Below are 16,301 nucleotides of genomic sequence, written 5' to 3' on the forward strand. Positions count from 1 at the left end.
CCGCTGGCGCGCATCAATGTTCGAGGAACACGTAGTTCATCCAGCTGCTCATGCGCAGCAGCACCTTGCGCAGGACGGCGACATGGTGCCAATGATGGGTGTAGACTGCGACCTCCGCGACCACGCCGCCCGGCAGTTGATAATCATCGGTGTTTTCGAGCAGCTCGATCCGAGCCAGCGTTTGTCCGGGCGATAGGCGCTCGGGCGATTGCGGGTCGATCAGCGCGCCGCTCGGCTGCAGCTGGCCCTGGGCCATCACATCGATGACCTCTTGCACCCGCGCCTTAAATATCTTGCCGGGCACGGCTTTGAAGGCGACCTCCGCCTCGTCGCCGACGTGGACGCGCTGCAGCGAATTCTGGATGAAGGCTGCCCCCAGCATCCGGTCCTGACTGTCGATGAAGACCATGACCGGCCGCAGCGGAAGGGGATTGGCCATCATTCCAGGGCGGAGGAAGACCTGCGTGACGTAGCCGTCAGACGGCGCCCGCACCACCGTCTGATCAAGCTCGTATTCGGCATTGTTCAGCTCCGCCTGCAGCCTTGCAACCGTCGGGTTCGTTCCGTTGATGTCAGACTCGTAGGCGAGCCTTGCCTGCGCGGCTTGTGCGCGGGCGGTGTCGACCGTAGCTTCCGACGTCAGATAGATGCCGCGCCGGTTTTCCACCTCGAGTTCGGAAAAGACGGCACCCTTGCCGCTCGACTTTGCATTTTCGTTCGATTGCTGGAATTTCTCGAAGGCCTGCTGGGACCTGTCCCTTGAGGCTTCGGCGCCCGTGACCGCCGCATTGGCTGCATCCAAGGCCGCTTTCAATTGCAGAACCGACTGCTCGGCTTCGGCGAGCGCGGCTTTCTTCTGATCAACCGTGAACTGATAGGGCCGGGGATCGATGCGAAAGAGGATGTCGCCCTTCTTCAGGGGCGCATTCGGTGTCACCGGCACCTCGACGACCTGTCCTCCGACGACGGGAATAACGGGAGCCGAAGTGAAATAAATGCGCCCGTCGCTCGAATACGGATGATTGTAGCTCATCAAAAGCAGCAGGGTGGAGATGAGGAAGATCCCGCCGAGGACGGCCGTCGCGAGCGTCCACTGGTTCACCGGAATCCTGAACACTTTGAAGATCGTCCAGCAGATCGCGGCATAGGTCAGTACGAGGAGCAGATCCATCAGGCGGTCTCCTTCTCCGGCGTTTGCGCCTCAAGCTCGGCGATCCGGGCATGGAGACGAGCAATTTCCGCATTCGCTTCGGCTTCCGCCGATAGTTTTCCGTCTTGACGGATACCCCAGCCGCGGTCTTCACGGTAAAGCGTCGCCCAGATGAATAGGAACGGCCAGATCGCATGAAGCGTGAAGAGGCTGACCCATCCAGCGACATGGATGGCATCCTGATGGGGGTGATTGCGCGCCTTGGCGATCAGATGCGGAATGTCGTGAATGGCAATCACGGCATAGAAAAGGGTGACCACGACAAAGGCCAATACCCCCAAGGCAAAATAGTCGAGAAACACGACCCCTCCCTTCCGGCTTGGCTTACCCGAGCCGTCGATCGCAAAGCGAAGGTGGAATAGTAGGCCCGTTTCGGTGCAAAGGCCCGTAGCATCGCGTAATCTCTATCGGGGCGTTCGCGGACGATCCGCCCGGGGGATTTGTCGGCGTGGAAGGAAACGAGCGAGATCGGCGAGGCGAATCCCGTTTGCCGTCTCGTATCGCGCATGGGATGCGTCTTCAGAGGCCGAGCACCGTAGGATCGCGTATTTTACGTCTCCAGACGGTCCGCCTGTTATATAGTTTCCGCACTGCTTAGTGCAGTTTCGTCGGCGGGGGCGGAGATGGCGTCGGGAGAAAGTAGTTCGACATATTTGTCCGCTCTTGAAACGGCAGAGGATTATTTTCCCGACCAGGCGAGGCTGGTGCAGCGGCTTTTCTACGTCGATGAGGCTTTTCACAGCATGTGCGAGGATCTCGCTGCCGCGGCGCAGGCTTTGGCGCATGTCGAACAGTTGCCCGACACGTTGAGAGAAGCGCGGCGGCTCGAATATGCAGGCCTGGTCGATGCCTTGTTGAAAGAGATGAGGGAGGCGATTTCACAATCTAAAATTGTAATGCTCCGGCGGTCACCCGCCATCGGCCCGAAATCTCCGTGAACGCATCCGTCATTCAACTGATTCTAGGGAGGTCCATGTGCGATGAAAGCAATTTCCCGCAAACTGCTTGGTGGGTTGTCCGCTCTGGCGATCATTGCGCTGCAGCCAGCCTTTCCCATACGAGCACAGGCCCCTGCGCCGGCTGCGGCGCCCACCCAGCCGAGCCCAGAACAGCCTGCGGCTGCCCTTCTTTCGGAGGATGAACTCGAGGTGCTGGTGGCGCGGATCGCGCTTTATCCGGACGAACTGGTCGCGGCGATTTCGGCCGCCTCCCTCTTTCCCGTGCAAATCATCGAAGCGCAGCGCTTCCTGGAAGCGAAAAAGAAAAATGCCGATCTCAAGCCCAAAAGCGATTGGGACGGCAGCGTCGTTTCGCTGCTCAACTACCCTGACATCGTCAAGATGATGAGCGAGGATCTCGATTGGACTCAATCACTCGCCGATGCACTCGCCAATCAGCAGAAGGACGTGCTGATTGCCATCCAGCAGCTTCGTGACGAGGCGGTGGCAAAGAACATCATCAAGACGGACGACAAGGTGACGGTCGTCACCGAAAACGACAACGTCATTATCCGGCCGACCAACCCCGAGAAGATCTATATCCCGCAATATCCGCCGGAAATGCTTTATGAACCAGACTATGCCGCGGCGCCGATTTCCTATTATCCCGATTCTTACGACAGCTACTACTATCCGGGCGCCACGTTCTTTGCCGGCGCGGTCACCGGGCTTGCCTGGGCCGCCGTCGTCAATTGGGACGACTGGGGCGTATGGGGCGGTCGCTGGGGCGGCGGCGATATCGACATCGATTGCAACAATTGCCTGAATAATCGTAACTTCAACGGAAAAATGAAGTGGAACGACGTCGACTGGGCGAATGTCGACCGCAGTAAGCTGAGCATCGGCAAGGACCAGCTTGCCAAGCTGGACCGGTCGGCGATCAAATCGGGGCTTCAGGCCGACAATCGCAATCAACTGCGCAACAAGGCCGCAGATATCCAGGCGGGTCAAAGGCCGGGCAATCGCGGGACGGCCGCTCGTGCGGACGATATCCGAAAAAACACGGCGCAAGGGCTGAAGGCCAAACCGCAGGCGAACAGGCCGACGGCCGCCAATCGTCAGAACTTATCCCGGCCAGAAACCCGTCCTCAAAATTCGGCTAATCGCCCCGCACAGAGATCCGTCAACAAACCCAGCAAACCGCAAATGGCCGCCCGGCCAGACAATCGCGGACGCCAGTCGAGCGCACTTGGCAATGTGCAGTCCGGCCGCCAGCAGAACGTCGCCTCGAAACGAGGCGCGCAAAGCATGGGCGCCCGCCCGGCGGCCCGTCCCCAGCATCACTCGCGCCCGATGCCGTCCCGCGGTGGTGGCGGCGGCCGCGGTGGCGGTGGCGGCCGTGGCGGCGGCGGGCGGCGATGACACCCCTTACGAGCCCATGGAGTTACATCATGAGACATCAATCGATGGTAGTCCCGCTCATGCTTGCAGCAGCGCTTTGCACGATGCCGACGACGCCGGCGCTTTCGCAGGTGCAGACGGATCTCGCCGAATACAAGGCGGCAACGCCCGCACCGAAATTCGACAGCCCGTCTCTTGCACTCGACCGGCTGAAGTCGGTGCTCGGTTCCAACAATATCGGGGATCTTGGGGATCTGCTCGGCCTGAACGCAGACAGGCTGCGCTCGAGCAACGAGGCTATGATCGCTTATGGATTGATCCGGGAAGGCGCCGAGCGACAACTGACCTTGAAAGACGTCGAAGGTGCCAAGATCGTCGTGATCGGCAATCGCCTCTGGCCTCTGCCGTTTCCGCTGACTAAGGACAAGGACGGGAAGTGGTCCTTCGACACGCAGCGCGGCCTCCAGGAGATCATCAATCGGCGCATCGGCGAAAACGAACTCGCGACGATCGACACGATGCATGAATATGTGGCAGCGCAGTATCAATATGCGTCCGAAGATCGCGATGGTGACGGTATTTATGAGTTCGCCAAAAAGTTGATCAGCAGTCCGGGCAAGCTGGACGGCCTCTATTGGGACCAGAACGTCTATGCGGAGGAAAGCCCGGCAAGCGCGCTGGTCGAGACGGCCGCCTTCGGCGCCGCCAAACGCGGGGAAGGTTATTTCGGATACCGCTATCGCATTTTGACCGCCCAGGGCGACAACGTGCTGGGCGGCAAACAGAGCTACGTCATCAATGGTTATATGACCGGTGGCTTTGCGCTCATCGCCTGGCCGGTCAAATATCGGGTAACCGGCGTGCAGACCTTTGTCGTCAACGGGATGAGCGCGATCTATCAACGCGATTTGGGGCCACAAACGGAACAGCGCGCCGCCGCAATCAAGGAATTCAATCCGGACGCCAATTGGACTATTGTAAGCGAATAGGGTCTTACAGCGTAGCGCCGTCGTCGGCCGCCGCATGTACCCAGGGGCGGCTGCATGATGCAACCGCCATGGCGCGATTGGAATAGCGTTTGTTGCCCGTGACTTCCCGCCCTAGCCATTGCGGTAGGGGCGGCAGGTCATATTCGCTCGCTATTTCAATGTCCGCGAGCGTCAATCCTTCATAGGCTCCGGCAAAGACGTCTACATCCCATTTTCTGCCCTCGTGCAGTACCCGGTAGCGGGTTTTTTCAATGACATGGCCGGTCGCATGGAGAAGCAGATCCCGTGCCTCCTCGACAGGAATCTCGTATTCATATTCGTCCTTGGCGAGCCCCACTGTGCGGAATTTGATCGTCAGGCAAGCAGAACGGCCGTCAATCAGGCGAACGCGTACGGAGTTCTCATCGCGAGACAGATAAGCCTGCTGCAGGACATGCGAAGCGCCGGCAACTCTCGTTACGCACGAGGAACTTGCGCTCGATCTCGATCGCTTTCAAGTTGATCGCCTCTACATGCTGCTGCCGGTCACTCGACAGGCGGCTCCCAAGTGAGGAAGAAACCGACGTCTCCGGGCATGCCGTCCGGGAAGTTGATGATCATGGCCTTCAGCCCATAACCCTGCGGTTTGGCAACTTCCTCGAAGAGCTCGAGGAGTTCCTTTGCCTTTCCCTGCAGCGTCTTCTGCCATCCGGACAGATTGTTGTTGATGGCCCGGCCGCTGTCCGTGCAGAACGTCGACGGAAAGCTGTAGATCAGCGCCTCGTATTTGCCGTCTGCGGCTGCTTTCATGACCAGCCGCTTGATGACGGCGCGTTCTGTTTCGCCAATCTGCTTGCGAAAGAAATCCTCGACAAACTCGGCGTGTTTCTTTGCTTCACGCGCCTTGATCTTTTCGCTGCGCTCCATCTCGAGAAGCTGAAGCTCCAGAGCGCGTTTGCGCAGTTCCTCTGCGCTTGTCATGGGTTGGGGTGTAGAGGTCTCAGGTGATGTCATCGCAGGCTCCTCCAGAATACACGGCGATGATAGAGCGCGCTTGGAGGCTAAGGCAGTAAAATACATGTCGACGCTGGTAGAATACGGTATCCTACGCGTGCATTTCGTAAACTGTGACTTACGTCCATCATTTGGCTATTCACGGGCTTCGTTCAGTATTGGTTAGGTTATTCGGCTGGGCGGCATTGCCGTCACGCTGGACGGGGACTATTCTCTAGGGCTGCGTGCTGCTGGTTGTTCGCAATCGGAGTCTGGGGGGACCGATGACGAGTGCAGGCATAAACAGGGTCACCACCTCACAGGAGGAGGTGCAGCAGCAACTCGAGCGCATTCTTTCCAGCCGGGAGTTCCGCCTTCCCGAACGGGCAAGGAGGTTCCTTGAATTCGTGGTCACGGAAACGCTTGAGGGCCGTCGCGACTACCTGAAGGCCTTTACCATCGCACAGGCCGTTTTTGGCAGAGACGCGAACTTCGATGCCCAGCAGGATCCCTGCGTTCGCATCGAAGCTGGTCGGCTGAGACGGGAACTGGAACACTACTACCTGACCGCCGGCGATGCGGACCGGATCATCATCACCATCCCCAAGGGCGGCTACGCGCCGGTCTTCGATGTCGTCAGCGGTGCTGAACCCACTGATAGATCGGCGCTTGAGAAGTCCGATCGGCCCGGCTCGTCAGGCGACGATAACGGCCAGATCACTACGGCCGCGGATACGATCGGCCGGGAACAGGCGGACCGGCGCTTCTGGCCCGGCAGATATTGGCTTCTTGCAGCGGGCGCGGTGATTGTCCTGGCCTCGGCAGCGGCTCTCCTTCGGCAGGTCGGATTGCCGAGCGCGGAACGCGAAACGACATCAGGAGCCGATAATCGCCCCACCATTATCGTCGAGCGTTTTGAAAGCGTCTCTGACGGGAGCCTTGCCTCCGACATCTCTCGCGGCATGACCGACGACATCATCGAGAAGCTGGTGCGCTTCAATGATATCGTTGTCGTCACCGACATGCCGCGGAATAAATACGGCGAAGCCTCGTCACGGCCGCTCTACGCCCTCCAGGGAAGTGTGCGGATCGAAGGCAGCAAGCTGCGCTCGACAGCCAGACTCGTGCGGCGGGCGGATGCCGCCGTCATCTGGGCAAGCGATTATGATGCTGACATGAAGGTGCAAGGCATCCCGAAAACGCAAGCAAGCCTTGCCGGGGATATCGCGACGGCGGTCGCGCGTCCATTCGGCGTGATGTTCCAGACCGATACCGCGGCCATCGCCGGAAGCGCGGACGCTCTTTCATGCGTTCTGTCCTACTACAGCTACCGCAGCGAAATGACCATGCAGGCTCACGAGGTGGCAAAATCCTGCCTGCAGCAGGCCGTGAAAAAAATGCCGGCCGATTCCAATATCGTGGCCCTTCTTTCGTTGATCCATCTCGACGAGTTCCGCTTTTCATACCAACTTCACTCGAAATCGACGGCCGCCACGCTCAGCCTGGCGAAGGAACTTGCCGAGCAAGCCGTGCGACTCGACCCGAGGAATGCACGCGCGCTTCAGGCACTGATGCTTGCAAACTTTTTCGACAATGATCCAGCCGGGGCCCTCAGTGCCGGCGCCGCCGCCTATGCCAGCAATCCCAACGATACCGAGGTGGCGGGTGAATACGGCCTGCGCCTGTCAATGTCGGGGAAATGGGATCAAGGCTGCACACTGATTTCAGAGGCAGTCGGCAAGAATGCCGGACCACGCGGATATTACGAGGTCGGAATGGCGCTCTGCGCCTTCATGCGGGGTGATACGCAGGCTGCGGAACTGTGGTCGCGCATGTCGGATCTCAATTACAATCCGATGCATCGTCTCGTATTGCTCTCCATTCTCGGCACGCTTGGAAAAAAGCAGGAAGCAGCGGAACAGCTTGATTGGATCAGGCGCGAGGCACCCGCATTGATGCCAAACATCAGGCAGGAGGTTGCCAGGCGGCTGGCTCGGACCGAAGATCAAAAGCGTTTTCTTTCGGGAATAGAAGCCGCTGGCCTTTCTGTGCAATAGGGCAAAGGTCCGAAGGAGGTGTCGTTTGGGGAAACTTGTCCGCTTTCAGCCTGCATCAATCGATCGAGCAGGCCTATTCTTGTATCCTCCTTACACTCACCAATCACGGCCCGCCCTCCCACAACATCATGTTCCTAAGCTCGCTCGCCGAGGAGCATGACCGACGGCTGATCGAGGCCTTTCCTCGCAACCAGCACAGAGAACGCGCCTAACTCAAAACGCTAACAGATCGAACTGATGCGTCATACGGTATCCCGGCTTCATTACCGGGAACCTAGCCGATCCCTTATCCGTTAGATAGGCAGGAAAGCACGGGTGTTCCTCCTGTGCGATCCGTCTTTACCAAAGAACTTGCCCCGTTTCGGCGGGGCCTTTTTTGAGCGCTCGGGAAGTATGCAATCGGTCAGTTAATTTTCAGCCAATGCCTCACCCAAGCCACAGCGCCATCGCTGGCATAGGCGACAACCTCGCCAATAGTGAGGCCGGCGAAGGCTATGAGACCTGAGATGCCGCAGCCCGGCGCCTTCCTGTGGCCCCAAGCGCTGCTTCACTGCCTGGTGGTTTTCCTCGCAGCGGAAACATACCTCGACATATTTGCAGAGAGAAGTGTCTTGCGGCATTGCAATAGTTGATAACGCACTGCAATATAACTGTCACAAATCTGTGCAGTTGGGGCGCCGTACGATGAGGATTTGCATCTACAAGTCGGAAAGAGCACCTGAGCTTACCCTCTTGCTGAGAGAAGGCTTGCCTGTCCCGTTCGATACAACGATAGACAAATGGACCAAAATCAAGGTCGTCACCGACAGGGAAATGAGAGCAGACCTTCTGATTCAAATGGGCGGCGCGGGGTATGCGTTAGTTCGACTTGGCGGGATGAGACAACATTAGGCGATAGCACCGCCTTGTGCCGCGTTGTCACGACAAGACCGTCGCATCGCGTGGATTTTTCTGCTTGGAAAGACATGCGCTTGGCGCTCACGACCCGACCGGCGGCCACATTGCGCGCCTCGGACTGAAAGCTGCCTCGTTGACTTAGGGGTATTGAAGGATGCGAACCGCCGATCACGCTCAAATGCTTCGGCGAGATTCACAACGCGCCCTGCGGTGACGGAACACCGACGCGAATGGCCCGCGAGAAATTCGGCGAAACACCGTCGTCGTGCGCCCTTGCAGCGATGTGTGCGGCGGACCGCAATTGGGACAGGGGAACCGAGGTATCCAGCGCGCCCCGGTCATAGGCGTATTCCGGCAGGTATCCGTTCACGATAAGGCGCCAGTCCGTCGGTACGGCGTCGCCTGCGACGCGCATCATCTTGACGATGGTCGTCGTGCAGTTGGTCGTCAGCGAATTGTAGAAGGCGGGCGTGGCCGCGAGGGTGTTTGCGTCGGAAACGTATTCGCGCAGAAGAAGCCTCGCAGCCCCCGGCGACGCCCTCAGGCGATAGATCTGGACGTCCTCACCACGAAAATTGGAGCGGAGACCGATCACATCCCTTTCGTCTGCGGCAAGGATGACCAGGGGACTGCTTTTGAAGAGGTCTGCCAGCGGTGAGAACGAACCTCCGGAAAGGCGACGCACTTCGATGGACCACGCCAGATAGCGGCCGTCGTCGAAGCCGAAGCTCATGATGACATGCGCGATGGTCGGACCTGACCAATACGACATGAACATGTCGACGCTCTTCAGCTTGTTCAGGTCGTAACTGCGTGTCGTCCATCGTTCCGTAAAGTCGGTGGTGCTGCGCCACTGGAAATCGCGGACATTTGTCAGCGTCAACAGCTCACCGTCGAATTCGCCGGTGACCTGACGAGCGACGTCCGGAGCCCACGCGCCATTTGCCGGCGGTTCGATCGTACTCCACCAGACGAGGACAAGGACGAACGCGGCCGCAAACGCGAGGACTGCACGAAAGCGCCTTCTGTCAAGGAGAGCCACGATGACCCAGGCGCCAAAAAGCCCGAACAAGATGGCGCTGGCGTGCCTGCCAACCTCGGGCAACGGCAAGCGGTACCAAAGCGCGAGCGACGACCAGGCCGATGCAAAGGCGACAAGCAACACCAGCGCTGCAATGATGATCGCACGGACCGGTCGAACCATTTTTTGCTTTTCCAAACGAGTTTGAAGCATCCGTCCTGATCATGGACCCTATCGGTTTCCGGACTCGAAGCCCAGAACCTAGACGGCCGGCAGGAATGGTCTCGATATCGAGCGGGGAATTCTCGAAACCTGCGGGTGGCTTGACTGCGGTCATTCAGCGAAAATCACCGCGGGCGACACTCTCAGCCGCTGCAACTACTTCGTCGTCCTGACCGCGTTTCATCGCGTCGATACCCGTCCGGCCATCCAAAGCCCCGTGCGGCGTGACAAGGAACCGGTAAACCGCCCATGCACCGCCCAGAACCTCATGCAATTTCGGAAGCGCAGGATAGGGCCGACCGTCCCGATCGAGTTGCCATAACGGAAAACGGAAGCCTCGTTTGGCGCCGTCGAGACCGAGAACCTGCCCGTTCTGGCGCTTTGTGTTGACGGTGACGCGCGAAACGCCGAGCAGGTCCGCGAACGCTTCCGCGCTGAGCATATCGTCCTCCGCGAGAATTTCCGCCGCGCGACGCCTGCCACGTTCCCGTGCGGCGACCAACGCTGCCTGGAGTTCGTCATCCAGCTCTGGCACCTCTTCTACCGGAAACACATCCTGATGAGGCAGCGGCTCTTCTTCAACGACTGAAATCGTCTGCGCTCCGACCAGCGGATCCACGACGACGCGGAAACTGACCTGATGGCCGGCTTCTCGGCTCAGCTTAACCGCCTTGGCGTATTGTCTGATCAGCGCCTTCTCGAAATCGGCTTTCCGTGGCAGTTTCATCGAGAGCGCAATGTTGGGAGAATCGTTTCGGGGTTCGTTGGCGAGAGTTTTCGTAGCGGGCATGGTCTTCGGCCTCCTGCGCTATAACCTAGGCAGGATACGACAGTTCGTCAAGTTTGTTAAGTTCGTAAATCACCTCTTTCGGCCTGCCGCAGCTCAGGAAAATGGACGAGGCCTTTGGCGATCGCGCCTATGTATCGCTCCGCCGGTGACGACGGCGATGCCGTAACTGTTAGCGTGGCCGGCAGGGACGGTCGGAAGAGGCGATGGAGCGGGCGAAGGCCGTGATGATTGCGTTGACCGCGTTCGGGAGGCGAAGCGGCGGGCCGTTGCGACGCTCCAGCATTATCCAAGCGATGCGAAGTTTGGAGCAATCCGCTTGTGATGGCGGTAACTCATATACGCAAATTTGTCCTTCGAAGCGGCCCACGCGTGGACTAACCGCATAATCTCGCCCGCGGTCACGAGCCGCGCCGAATCCGACCGCGCCACGTCACTTTTCGCAGAGCCGTCGGCCGCCGGAATATGGCTGATAGGTACAATCGGACGGCCGGAAGGAACGGTAACTGCGCGAGCAGGCGGTGATATTACAGGACTGTGGCACGCCCTGACCATCGCTTGCCGCTCCTGTCGATCGCACTCCATCCAGGGTAGGTTCGGCCGTCGCCTGCCGTATGAAGTCACGCCAAATATGCGCTGGCAAGGCGCCGCCCGTCACCCCCTTCATCGGTGCGTCGTCATCGTTGCCAACCCAGACACCGACGACCAGCGATTCCGTGAAGCCGACGAACCAGGCATCGCGATTGTTCTGGCTGGTGCCGGTCTTGCCGGCTGCGAACGAGCCAGGGTCTGCTTCACGCCCAGTGCCGCGCTCGACCACCAACTGCAGGAGCCCGAGGAGATCGGATTGGTAGGGCGAAAGATCGACATTCGGCTTTGATTGTAAGCCAACTCGAAACACGTTGGGCTGCCCTGCCGCTTGAAATTCGATGATGCCCCAGGGTTTAACAGGTGCCCTGCCGAGTTGGACAGACGCATAGGCGCTTGTGAGGTTAAGCAGATTTACTTCGGATGTCCCAAGCGCCAAAGACGGGGTGCTGACGAGAGGCGCATCGATGCCCAGTTCACGCGCTGCAGCGATCACATTGTCCAAACCAACCTCTTCGGCAAGCGCCACTGAAGCGGCATTGAGTGATCGCGCGAACGCCTCGGCAAGCGTAACCCAACCTCGATAATTGCCACTGGAATTTTCTGGCGACCAGCCATTGATGTCAATTGGCGCATCCAGAACCTGGTCAGACAAGGTGAGCCCAGCCTTTAATGCTGCGTAATAGACGAACAGCTTGAAGGTGGAACCCGGCTGGCGCATCGCAGTGACGGCGCGGTTGAACTGGCTTGCCTTGTAGTCGCGCCCGCCAACCATCGCGACGACCGCGCCATCGGGCGTCATCGCAACCAACGCGGCCTGCGATGCTCCGACTGTCTTTCCTTCACCGTCCAAGGCTCCTTTCACGACCCGTTCGGCGATTTGCTGCAATTGCGGCACCAGCGTGGTTCGCACCGTCGTCGAACCTGGCGAGGAACCGGCGATTTCGCTCGCTTGCGGCGAAATCCAGTCCGCAAACCAGCTTCCCGAGCGCGGCGTTGGCGTCGTTGGATGCAGCTTGGTAAAGCTCGCCTTGGCCTCCGCCGCCTCTGGCGCGGTGATCTTTTCATTTGTTGCCATCGCGTCGAGAACGACTGTGGTGCGCTGCCGGGCGCCTTCGAAATTGTCGATAGGATTCCATTGACTTGGCGCCCGCAGCAACCCCGCCAGCATCGCCGACTCCGGCAGGTTAAGGGCGCTGATATCCTTGTTGAAATAGATTCGCGCGGCGGCAGGCATGCCAGTGGCCCCCGCGCCAAGATAGACGCTGTTGAGATAGCGCGTCAGGATTTCCCTCTTGCCGAGCTTCCACTCCAGCCAGACTGCGATCACAACCTCCTGTATCTTTCGCTTTATCGTTCGATCGCTGTCGAGGTATTGCAGCTTGATGAGTTGCTGGGTGATCGTGCTGCCACCCTCCACCACTGAGCCAGCCTCCAAATTCCGGAGAAACGCCCTCCCGATCCCTCGTGGATCGACGCCGAAATGACTCATGAACCGGCGGTCCTCAATTGAAAGGACGGCATCGATCAGATGGGGCGGGAACTGGTCGTATTGCGCATATGGCCCTTGATAAGGTCCCTGCCTTACCAGCGGCGCACCGTCAGCGGTTTCCAGAACAACGATAGGCTTCAACGTCCCGTGACGGATCTCGCTCCACGGCACGTCTTTTAGTGCCCACACCAGCACGCTGCATGCGAGAAAGCTGACAAGCAAGGCCGCCCCCACAGCGAATTTCCACCAGTTCGCCGGAAGCCATCGGCGCCGGCGACTTTCGCGCGGCTTGGTACGCCGATCACGAATGCCGCGCCCGACTTTGATCGCAGCAGTCGTCATCCATTTGGTGGGAGCTGATATGTTTTCCAGCCGCATCAACCTCCTTAGCTTCGTTCTCAAAAACGAAGCCATCGTCTTGGTCTTTGCCAATGCAGAACTTGCATGCAAATCGTGGCGCAGCGCACGTAGTAGATTGCTCGCGGCCTGTCGAGTTTGGAAGAAGGGTCCGTGGGGGAATTGCGGGCTGTCGGTCTGGGTGGTTTCCGGCGAATCCGAGGCGGTCACTTGAGTTGCCGTATCCGCGGGCTGATTGCGACCCGTGCTCGAGTTGTCAACGCTTTCGCCTGAGGATTTGGGAGGATTAGGCATGGGCTACCGCTAGAAGGCCAAAGTAAACGTGAACTTATAGCCGGGCGATGCTGAGGGTTCTATCGTAAAAGATTCCAATGGCTCCGAGGAGTTTTCCCTGTGGCGATAAGTGCGGGATTGCAGGAATGCCAAGGCGCCCATAGCCAGCAGCGATAGAAGCTGCCGGCATCCCTATCCCCGCCGAATTGGAACACCTTTTCTAAGCCGGCCGAAGAAGGTTTTGGAGGGCCTGGGCGCCCAGGCATCGAAATGACCGATTCAAATAGAGGGAGGCTGGTCCAGCCCCCAAATTCCATCGTGACGGATGATGACGCTTTGATCCGGCTGCTAATCTGACAAGCCCAGCTTAATGGTCTGCAGGACGCCCTGTAACTCTAGTGGTGTTTGAGGTGGCGGCCGCCCAACGCACAGGAGATTTCAATGCTTGGGGTTCAGCAAGTGCTCGCTGAGCGGCCCACCGAATAATACAAACTATTTATCGAAACACTGCTCAATTTGTATTTTCGAGCGAAATCAAATAATGAACTCTTTAGTTGTAAAGAAAATCTGTGGACACAGAACTCTAAAAAGTAGTATTTATTGAAAAGATACAGAGGATGCACAAAGTATCCTTGCAACACCATGACTCGTTATGCCTATAAAACACCCCATTTCTTGATCCCCGCTCTGACGGGGTTTTCTTTACAGGCATCGTTATTTGATTGTACCGGGAACCTGGCCGATCCCTTATCCGTTAGATAGGTAGGAAAGCACGGGTGTTCCTCCTGTGCGATCCGTCTTTACCAAACTTGCCCCGTCTCGGCGGGGCCTGGCCTGCTGCCGGTTTATCGGACAGGAGATTAAGCTAATCCCACCTTGGTTTCAAAGTCATTTGGGCTGAGATACCCCAGTGTCGAGTGGCGACGTTTCGGGTTGTAGAAGCGCTCGATGTAATCGAACACGTCCGCTCTGGCGTCGTTCCTCGTGCGATATACCTTGCGTGCCGTTCTCTCCGTTTTCAGTGATGAGAAGAAGCTCTCCATTGCTGCGTTGTCCCAGACATTTCCGGAACGGCTCATCGAACAGGTGATGCCGTGGTCGCCCATGAGGCGCTGGAACTGCTCGCTCGTATATTGGCTACCCTGATCGAAATGGTGCAGCAGCGCGTCCGGTTTTCCTCGACGCCAGATCGCCATGATCAGTGCATCGGTGACGAGTTGGGCCGTCATGTTGGCATTCATCGACCAGCCAACGACACGGCGTGAGAACAGGTCGATGACTGCTGCGACATACAACCAGCCCTCTGCGGTCCAGATATAGGTGAAGTCAGCCACCCACTTCTGGTTCGGACGGTCCGCTACGAACTGGCGGTCGAGGACGTTCGGCATGATGACGGCACGGTCACCGGCATCCTTTGGCAAGCCACGCCGTCTTGGCCTGGCCCTGAGCGCATTCAAGCGCATCAGCCGCTCTATACGATGGAGGCCGCAGGATAACCCCTCTTCCAGCACATCGTGCCAGACCCGTCGAGCACCATAAGTGCGGTCGCTCGACTTGAAGCTCTGCGTGATCTTGTCCAGCAAGAGCTCATCATAGCGGGCGTGTTCGCTCGGAGAACGATTGAGCCAGGCGTGAAAGCCTGATCGGGAAACTCCCAGCGCTTCGCAGAGCCATGCCACCGGCCAGATCGAACGGTGCTTTGCAATGAACGCGAACTTCATATCGCGTCCCTGGCAAAGTAGGCAGCGGCCTTTTTTAGGATATCGCGCTCCGCCTTCAGCTTGGCGACTTCACGACGGAGCCGCTCGATCTCAAGCTGCTCCGGCTTCATATGCCCTTTTCCAGGAAACGACTGGCTGGGATCGTCGCCGTATTCACGAACCCATTTGCGCAAGACATTCTCGTGGACATCAAGATCACGAGCCGCCTGCGCAACAGTGACCCCACGTTCCCTGACAAGCTTCACAGCCTCAAGCTTGTACTCGCGGCTGAATATTCGTCTTTGCATTCATGCTCTCCGGTTTCAGGAGGAACACCTTAACTCGATGTCCATGAAACCGGCAGCAGGCCAGCCTTTTTGAACGCTCGGGAAGCATCCGATCGGTCAGTTGATTTTCAGACAGTGCCTCACCCAAGCCACAGCGCGATCGCTCGAGGCCCTGCTCCGTCGGCAAGGTCAAAAATAGCTGTACTGTCCTGAACCTTGCCCGCGCCGATATCTCGAGTATTGGGTAGGAACGCCCTATGACCGGCCGTGCCAATTAAGTGTGATGCTGATCTACAGTGGAGGTGCTACTGTATGTCAGAGCGTCCGTGGTTTGTGTTGACGACGTTCCTGCCGAGTGATGGCTCGCTGCGCGAGTTTTCGGCCCATGAGGGCCATTTCCATGTCAAAAGAAGAACCGGTTGTCCATCTTGAAGCGGCAAGCACGCTTGCCGTGTGGTCTTATCGAACGAACCGCTGCTTTTCCTGTCCGCGGACCAGAAGGTTATTGCAGCCAGCACGTCCTTCTGCCGGACCTTCGAGATAGATCCTGCGACAATTCCCGGCAGAGCGCTCAGCGAGCTCGGAAACGGCGAATGGGCAATGCCAAAACTCGCTTCGCTGCTGAAAGCGACAGCGTCCCGTAGTGCAAGGATCGAGGCTTACGAAATCGACCTCAAACGTGGAATCGGCGGGCTACGAGGCGCTCGAGGCGAGCAATGCCGACGAGGCAATCCGCATCCTGGAATCGAGAGCCGACATCGACCTGGTGTTCACCGACGTGCAGATGCCCGGAACGATGGACGGCATCAAGCTATCCCACTACATCCGCAATCGATGGCCGCCGGTGAAGTTGATCGCTGCTTCAGGCATGGCAATACTCGAAGAGAGCAGCCTCCCCGAGGGAAGCCGGTTCTTTTCAAAGCCCTACAGCAATCATACGATCGCAGACGCAATGGCAGGCATGCTTTCGGGCAACTTTAGGATTCCTACCGCATAAGGAGCCGCCTCAGCGCCGAAGCTGGCTTGCAGCTTGAAACATTGGCTTCGGGCGGAACTGGAGTTCGAGCTTCCATGCCGTCACGCGGCTACCACCTGGATTTGATAGACCAG

Annotated in this window: 12 protein-coding genes and 4 pseudogenes; 7 read left to right on the forward strand and 9 right to left on the reverse strand. The window is 58.3% G+C overall.

Features of this window, described 5'->3' with window-relative positions; all coding sequences use genetic code 11:
- Positions 1-13 precede the first annotated feature (13 nt).
- Positions 14-1,171, reverse strand: coding sequence for an HlyD family secretion protein (locus tag EFD55_RS03275; protein ID WP_125842953.1), 1,158 nt, complete (start codon positions 1,169-1,171; stop codon positions 14-16).
- On the reverse strand, positions 1,171-1,512 hold the full coding sequence (locus EFD55_RS03280) for a DUF3302 domain-containing protein (RefSeq protein WP_125842955.1): 342 nt from the start codon (positions 1,510-1,512) through the stop codon (positions 1,171-1,173). The genes EFD55_RS03275 and EFD55_RS03280 overlap by 1 nt, the downstream gene beginning before the upstream one ends.
- A gap of 321 nt (positions 1,513-1,833) precedes the next feature.
- Between EFD55_RS03280 and EFD55_RS03285 the strand changes: the two genes are divergently transcribed.
- Genes EFD55_RS03285 through EFD55_RS03295 form a run of 3 tightly spaced genes read left to right on the forward strand, consistent with a single transcriptional unit; the run spans position 1,834 to position 4,538 of the window.
- Positions 1,834-2,148 carry a hypothetical protein gene (locus tag EFD55_RS03285; protein WP_125842957.1) on the forward strand — a complete coding sequence of 105 codons (315 nt, stop codon included), beginning with the start codon at positions 1,834-1,836 and terminating at the stop codon, positions 2,146-2,148.
- Positions 2,149-2,190: 42 nt separating this feature from the next.
- Positions 2,191-3,570, forward strand: coding sequence for a DUF3300 domain-containing protein (locus tag EFD55_RS03290; RefSeq protein WP_125842959.1), 1,380 nt, complete (start codon positions 2,191-2,193; stop codon positions 3,568-3,570).
- 29 nt (positions 3,571-3,599) lie between these two features.
- On the forward strand, positions 3,600-4,538 hold the full coding sequence (locus EFD55_RS03295; RefSeq protein WP_125842961.1) for a DUF2950 family protein: 939 nt from the start codon (positions 3,600-3,602) through the stop codon (positions 4,536-4,538).
- Between the two features lie 4 nt (positions 4,539-4,542).
- Here EFD55_RS03295 and EFD55_RS03300 read toward each other — a convergent pair.
- Both EFD55_RS03300 and EFD55_RS03305 read right to left on the reverse strand, forming a co-directional pair.
- Positions 4,543-5,035, reverse strand: a pseudogene (locus tag EFD55_RS03300) (CYTH domain-containing protein).
- A gap of 28 nt (positions 5,036-5,063) precedes the next feature.
- Entirely contained in the window at positions 5,064-5,531 is a 468-nt protein-coding gene (locus tag EFD55_RS03305; RefSeq protein ID WP_125842963.1) for a hypothetical protein, read from the reverse strand.
- Between the two features lie 263 nt (positions 5,532-5,794).
- On the opposite strand from EFD55_RS03305, the gene EFD55_RS03310 reads away from it, so the two are divergent.
- Complete coding sequence (locus tag EFD55_RS03310; protein ID WP_125842965.1) at positions 5,795-7,567, forward strand: hypothetical protein; 1,773 nt, start codon at positions 5,795-5,797, stop codon at positions 7,565-7,567.
- A gap of 38 nt (positions 7,568-7,605) precedes the next feature.
- Positions 7,606-7,776, forward strand: a pseudogene (locus EFD55_RS33605) (HEPN domain-containing protein); the annotation flags it as partial.
- A gap of 194 nt (positions 7,777-7,970) precedes the next feature.
- Here the strand turns inward: EFD55_RS33605 and EFD55_RS33610 are convergent.
- The 5 genes and pseudogenes from EFD55_RS33610 to EFD55_RS03335 form a co-directional block, all read right to left on the reverse strand.
- Positions 7,971-8,087, reverse strand: a pseudogene (locus tag EFD55_RS33610) (DUF1515 domain-containing protein); the annotation flags it as partial.
- A 570-nt stretch (positions 8,088-8,657) separates the two neighbouring features.
- Positions 8,658-9,668, reverse strand: a complete 1,011-nt coding sequence (locus EFD55_RS03320; RefSeq protein WP_125843406.1) for an Lnb N-terminal periplasmic domain-containing protein — start codon at positions 9,666-9,668, stop codon at positions 8,658-8,660.
- Positions 9,669-9,822: 154 nt separating this feature from the next.
- Positions 9,823-10,497, reverse strand: a complete 675-nt coding sequence (locus EFD55_RS03325) for an XRE family transcriptional regulator (protein WP_125842967.1) — start codon at positions 10,495-10,497, stop codon at positions 9,823-9,825.
- Positions 10,498-10,927: 430 nt separating this feature from the next.
- Positions 10,928-13,225 carry a PBP1A family penicillin-binding protein gene (locus tag EFD55_RS03330; RefSeq protein ID WP_125842969.1) on the reverse strand — a complete coding sequence of 766 codons (2,298 nt, stop codon included), beginning with the start codon at positions 13,223-13,225 and terminating at the stop codon, positions 10,928-10,930.
- Between the two features lie 839 nt (positions 13,226-14,064).
- Positions 14,065-15,212, reverse strand: a protein-coding gene (locus EFD55_RS03335; protein WP_125842971.1) for an IS3 family transposase whose coding sequence is annotated in 2 segments (ribosomal slippage) — positions 14,065-14,963 and positions 14,963-15,212 — 1,149 coding nt in all. Because the reading frame shifts where the segments join, the coding sequence is not laid out codon by codon here.
- A gap of 379 nt (positions 15,213-15,591) precedes the next feature.
- On the opposite strand from EFD55_RS03335, the pseudogene EFD55_RS33615 reads away from it, so the two are divergent.
- Both EFD55_RS33615 and EFD55_RS03345 read left to right on the forward strand, forming a co-directional pair.
- Positions 15,592-15,872, forward strand: a pseudogene (locus EFD55_RS33615) (histidine kinase); the annotation flags it as partial.
- Positions 15,871-16,188, forward strand: coding sequence for a response regulator (locus EFD55_RS03345; protein ID WP_245438379.1), 318 nt, complete (start codon positions 15,871-15,873; stop codon positions 16,186-16,188). The pseudogene EFD55_RS33615 and the gene EFD55_RS03345, both read left to right, overlap by 2 nt.
- Positions 16,189-16,301: the final 113 nt, after the last annotated feature.

It is taken from the genome of Rhizobium pisi, from assembly GCF_003938655.1.
Lineage (GTDB): Bacteria > Pseudomonadota > Alphaproteobacteria > Rhizobiales > Rhizobiaceae > Rhizobium > Rhizobium pisi.

Bases quoted from the DNA above. Each gene is read 5' to 3' on its own strand.
- EFD55_RS03275 (WP_125842953.1), bottom strand. From the start codon at position 1,171: ATGGATCTGCTCCTCGTACTGACCTATGCCGCGATCTGCTGGACGATC.
- EFD55_RS03285 (WP_125842957.1), top strand. From the start codon at position 1,834: ATGGCGTCGGGAGAAAGTAGTTCGACATATTTGTCCGCTCTTGAAACG.
- EFD55_RS03290 (WP_125842959.1), top strand. From the start codon at position 2,191: ATGAAAGCAATTTCCCGCAAACTGCTTGGTGGGTTGTCCGCTCTGGCG.
- EFD55_RS03295 (WP_125842961.1), top strand. From the start codon at position 3,600: ATGAGACATCAATCGATGGTAGTCCCGCTCATGCTTGCAGCAGCGCTT.
- EFD55_RS03305 (WP_125842963.1), bottom strand. From the start codon at position 5,531: ATGACATCACCTGAGACCTCTACACCCCAACCCATGACAAGCGCAGAG.
- EFD55_RS03310 (WP_125842965.1), top strand. From the start codon at position 5,795: ATGACGAGTGCAGGCATAAACAGGGTCACCACCTCACAGGAGGAGGTG.
- EFD55_RS03320 (WP_125843406.1), bottom strand. From the start codon at position 9,668: ATGGTTCGACCGGTCCGTGCGATCATCATTGCAGCGCTGGTGTTGCTT.
- EFD55_RS03325 (WP_125842967.1), bottom strand. From the start codon at position 10,497: ATGCCCGCTACGAAAACTCTCGCCAACGAACCCCGAAACGATTCTCCC.
- EFD55_RS03330 (WP_125842969.1), bottom strand. From the start codon at position 13,225: ATGCCTAATCCTCCCAAATCCTCAGGCGAAAGCGTTGACAACTCGAGC.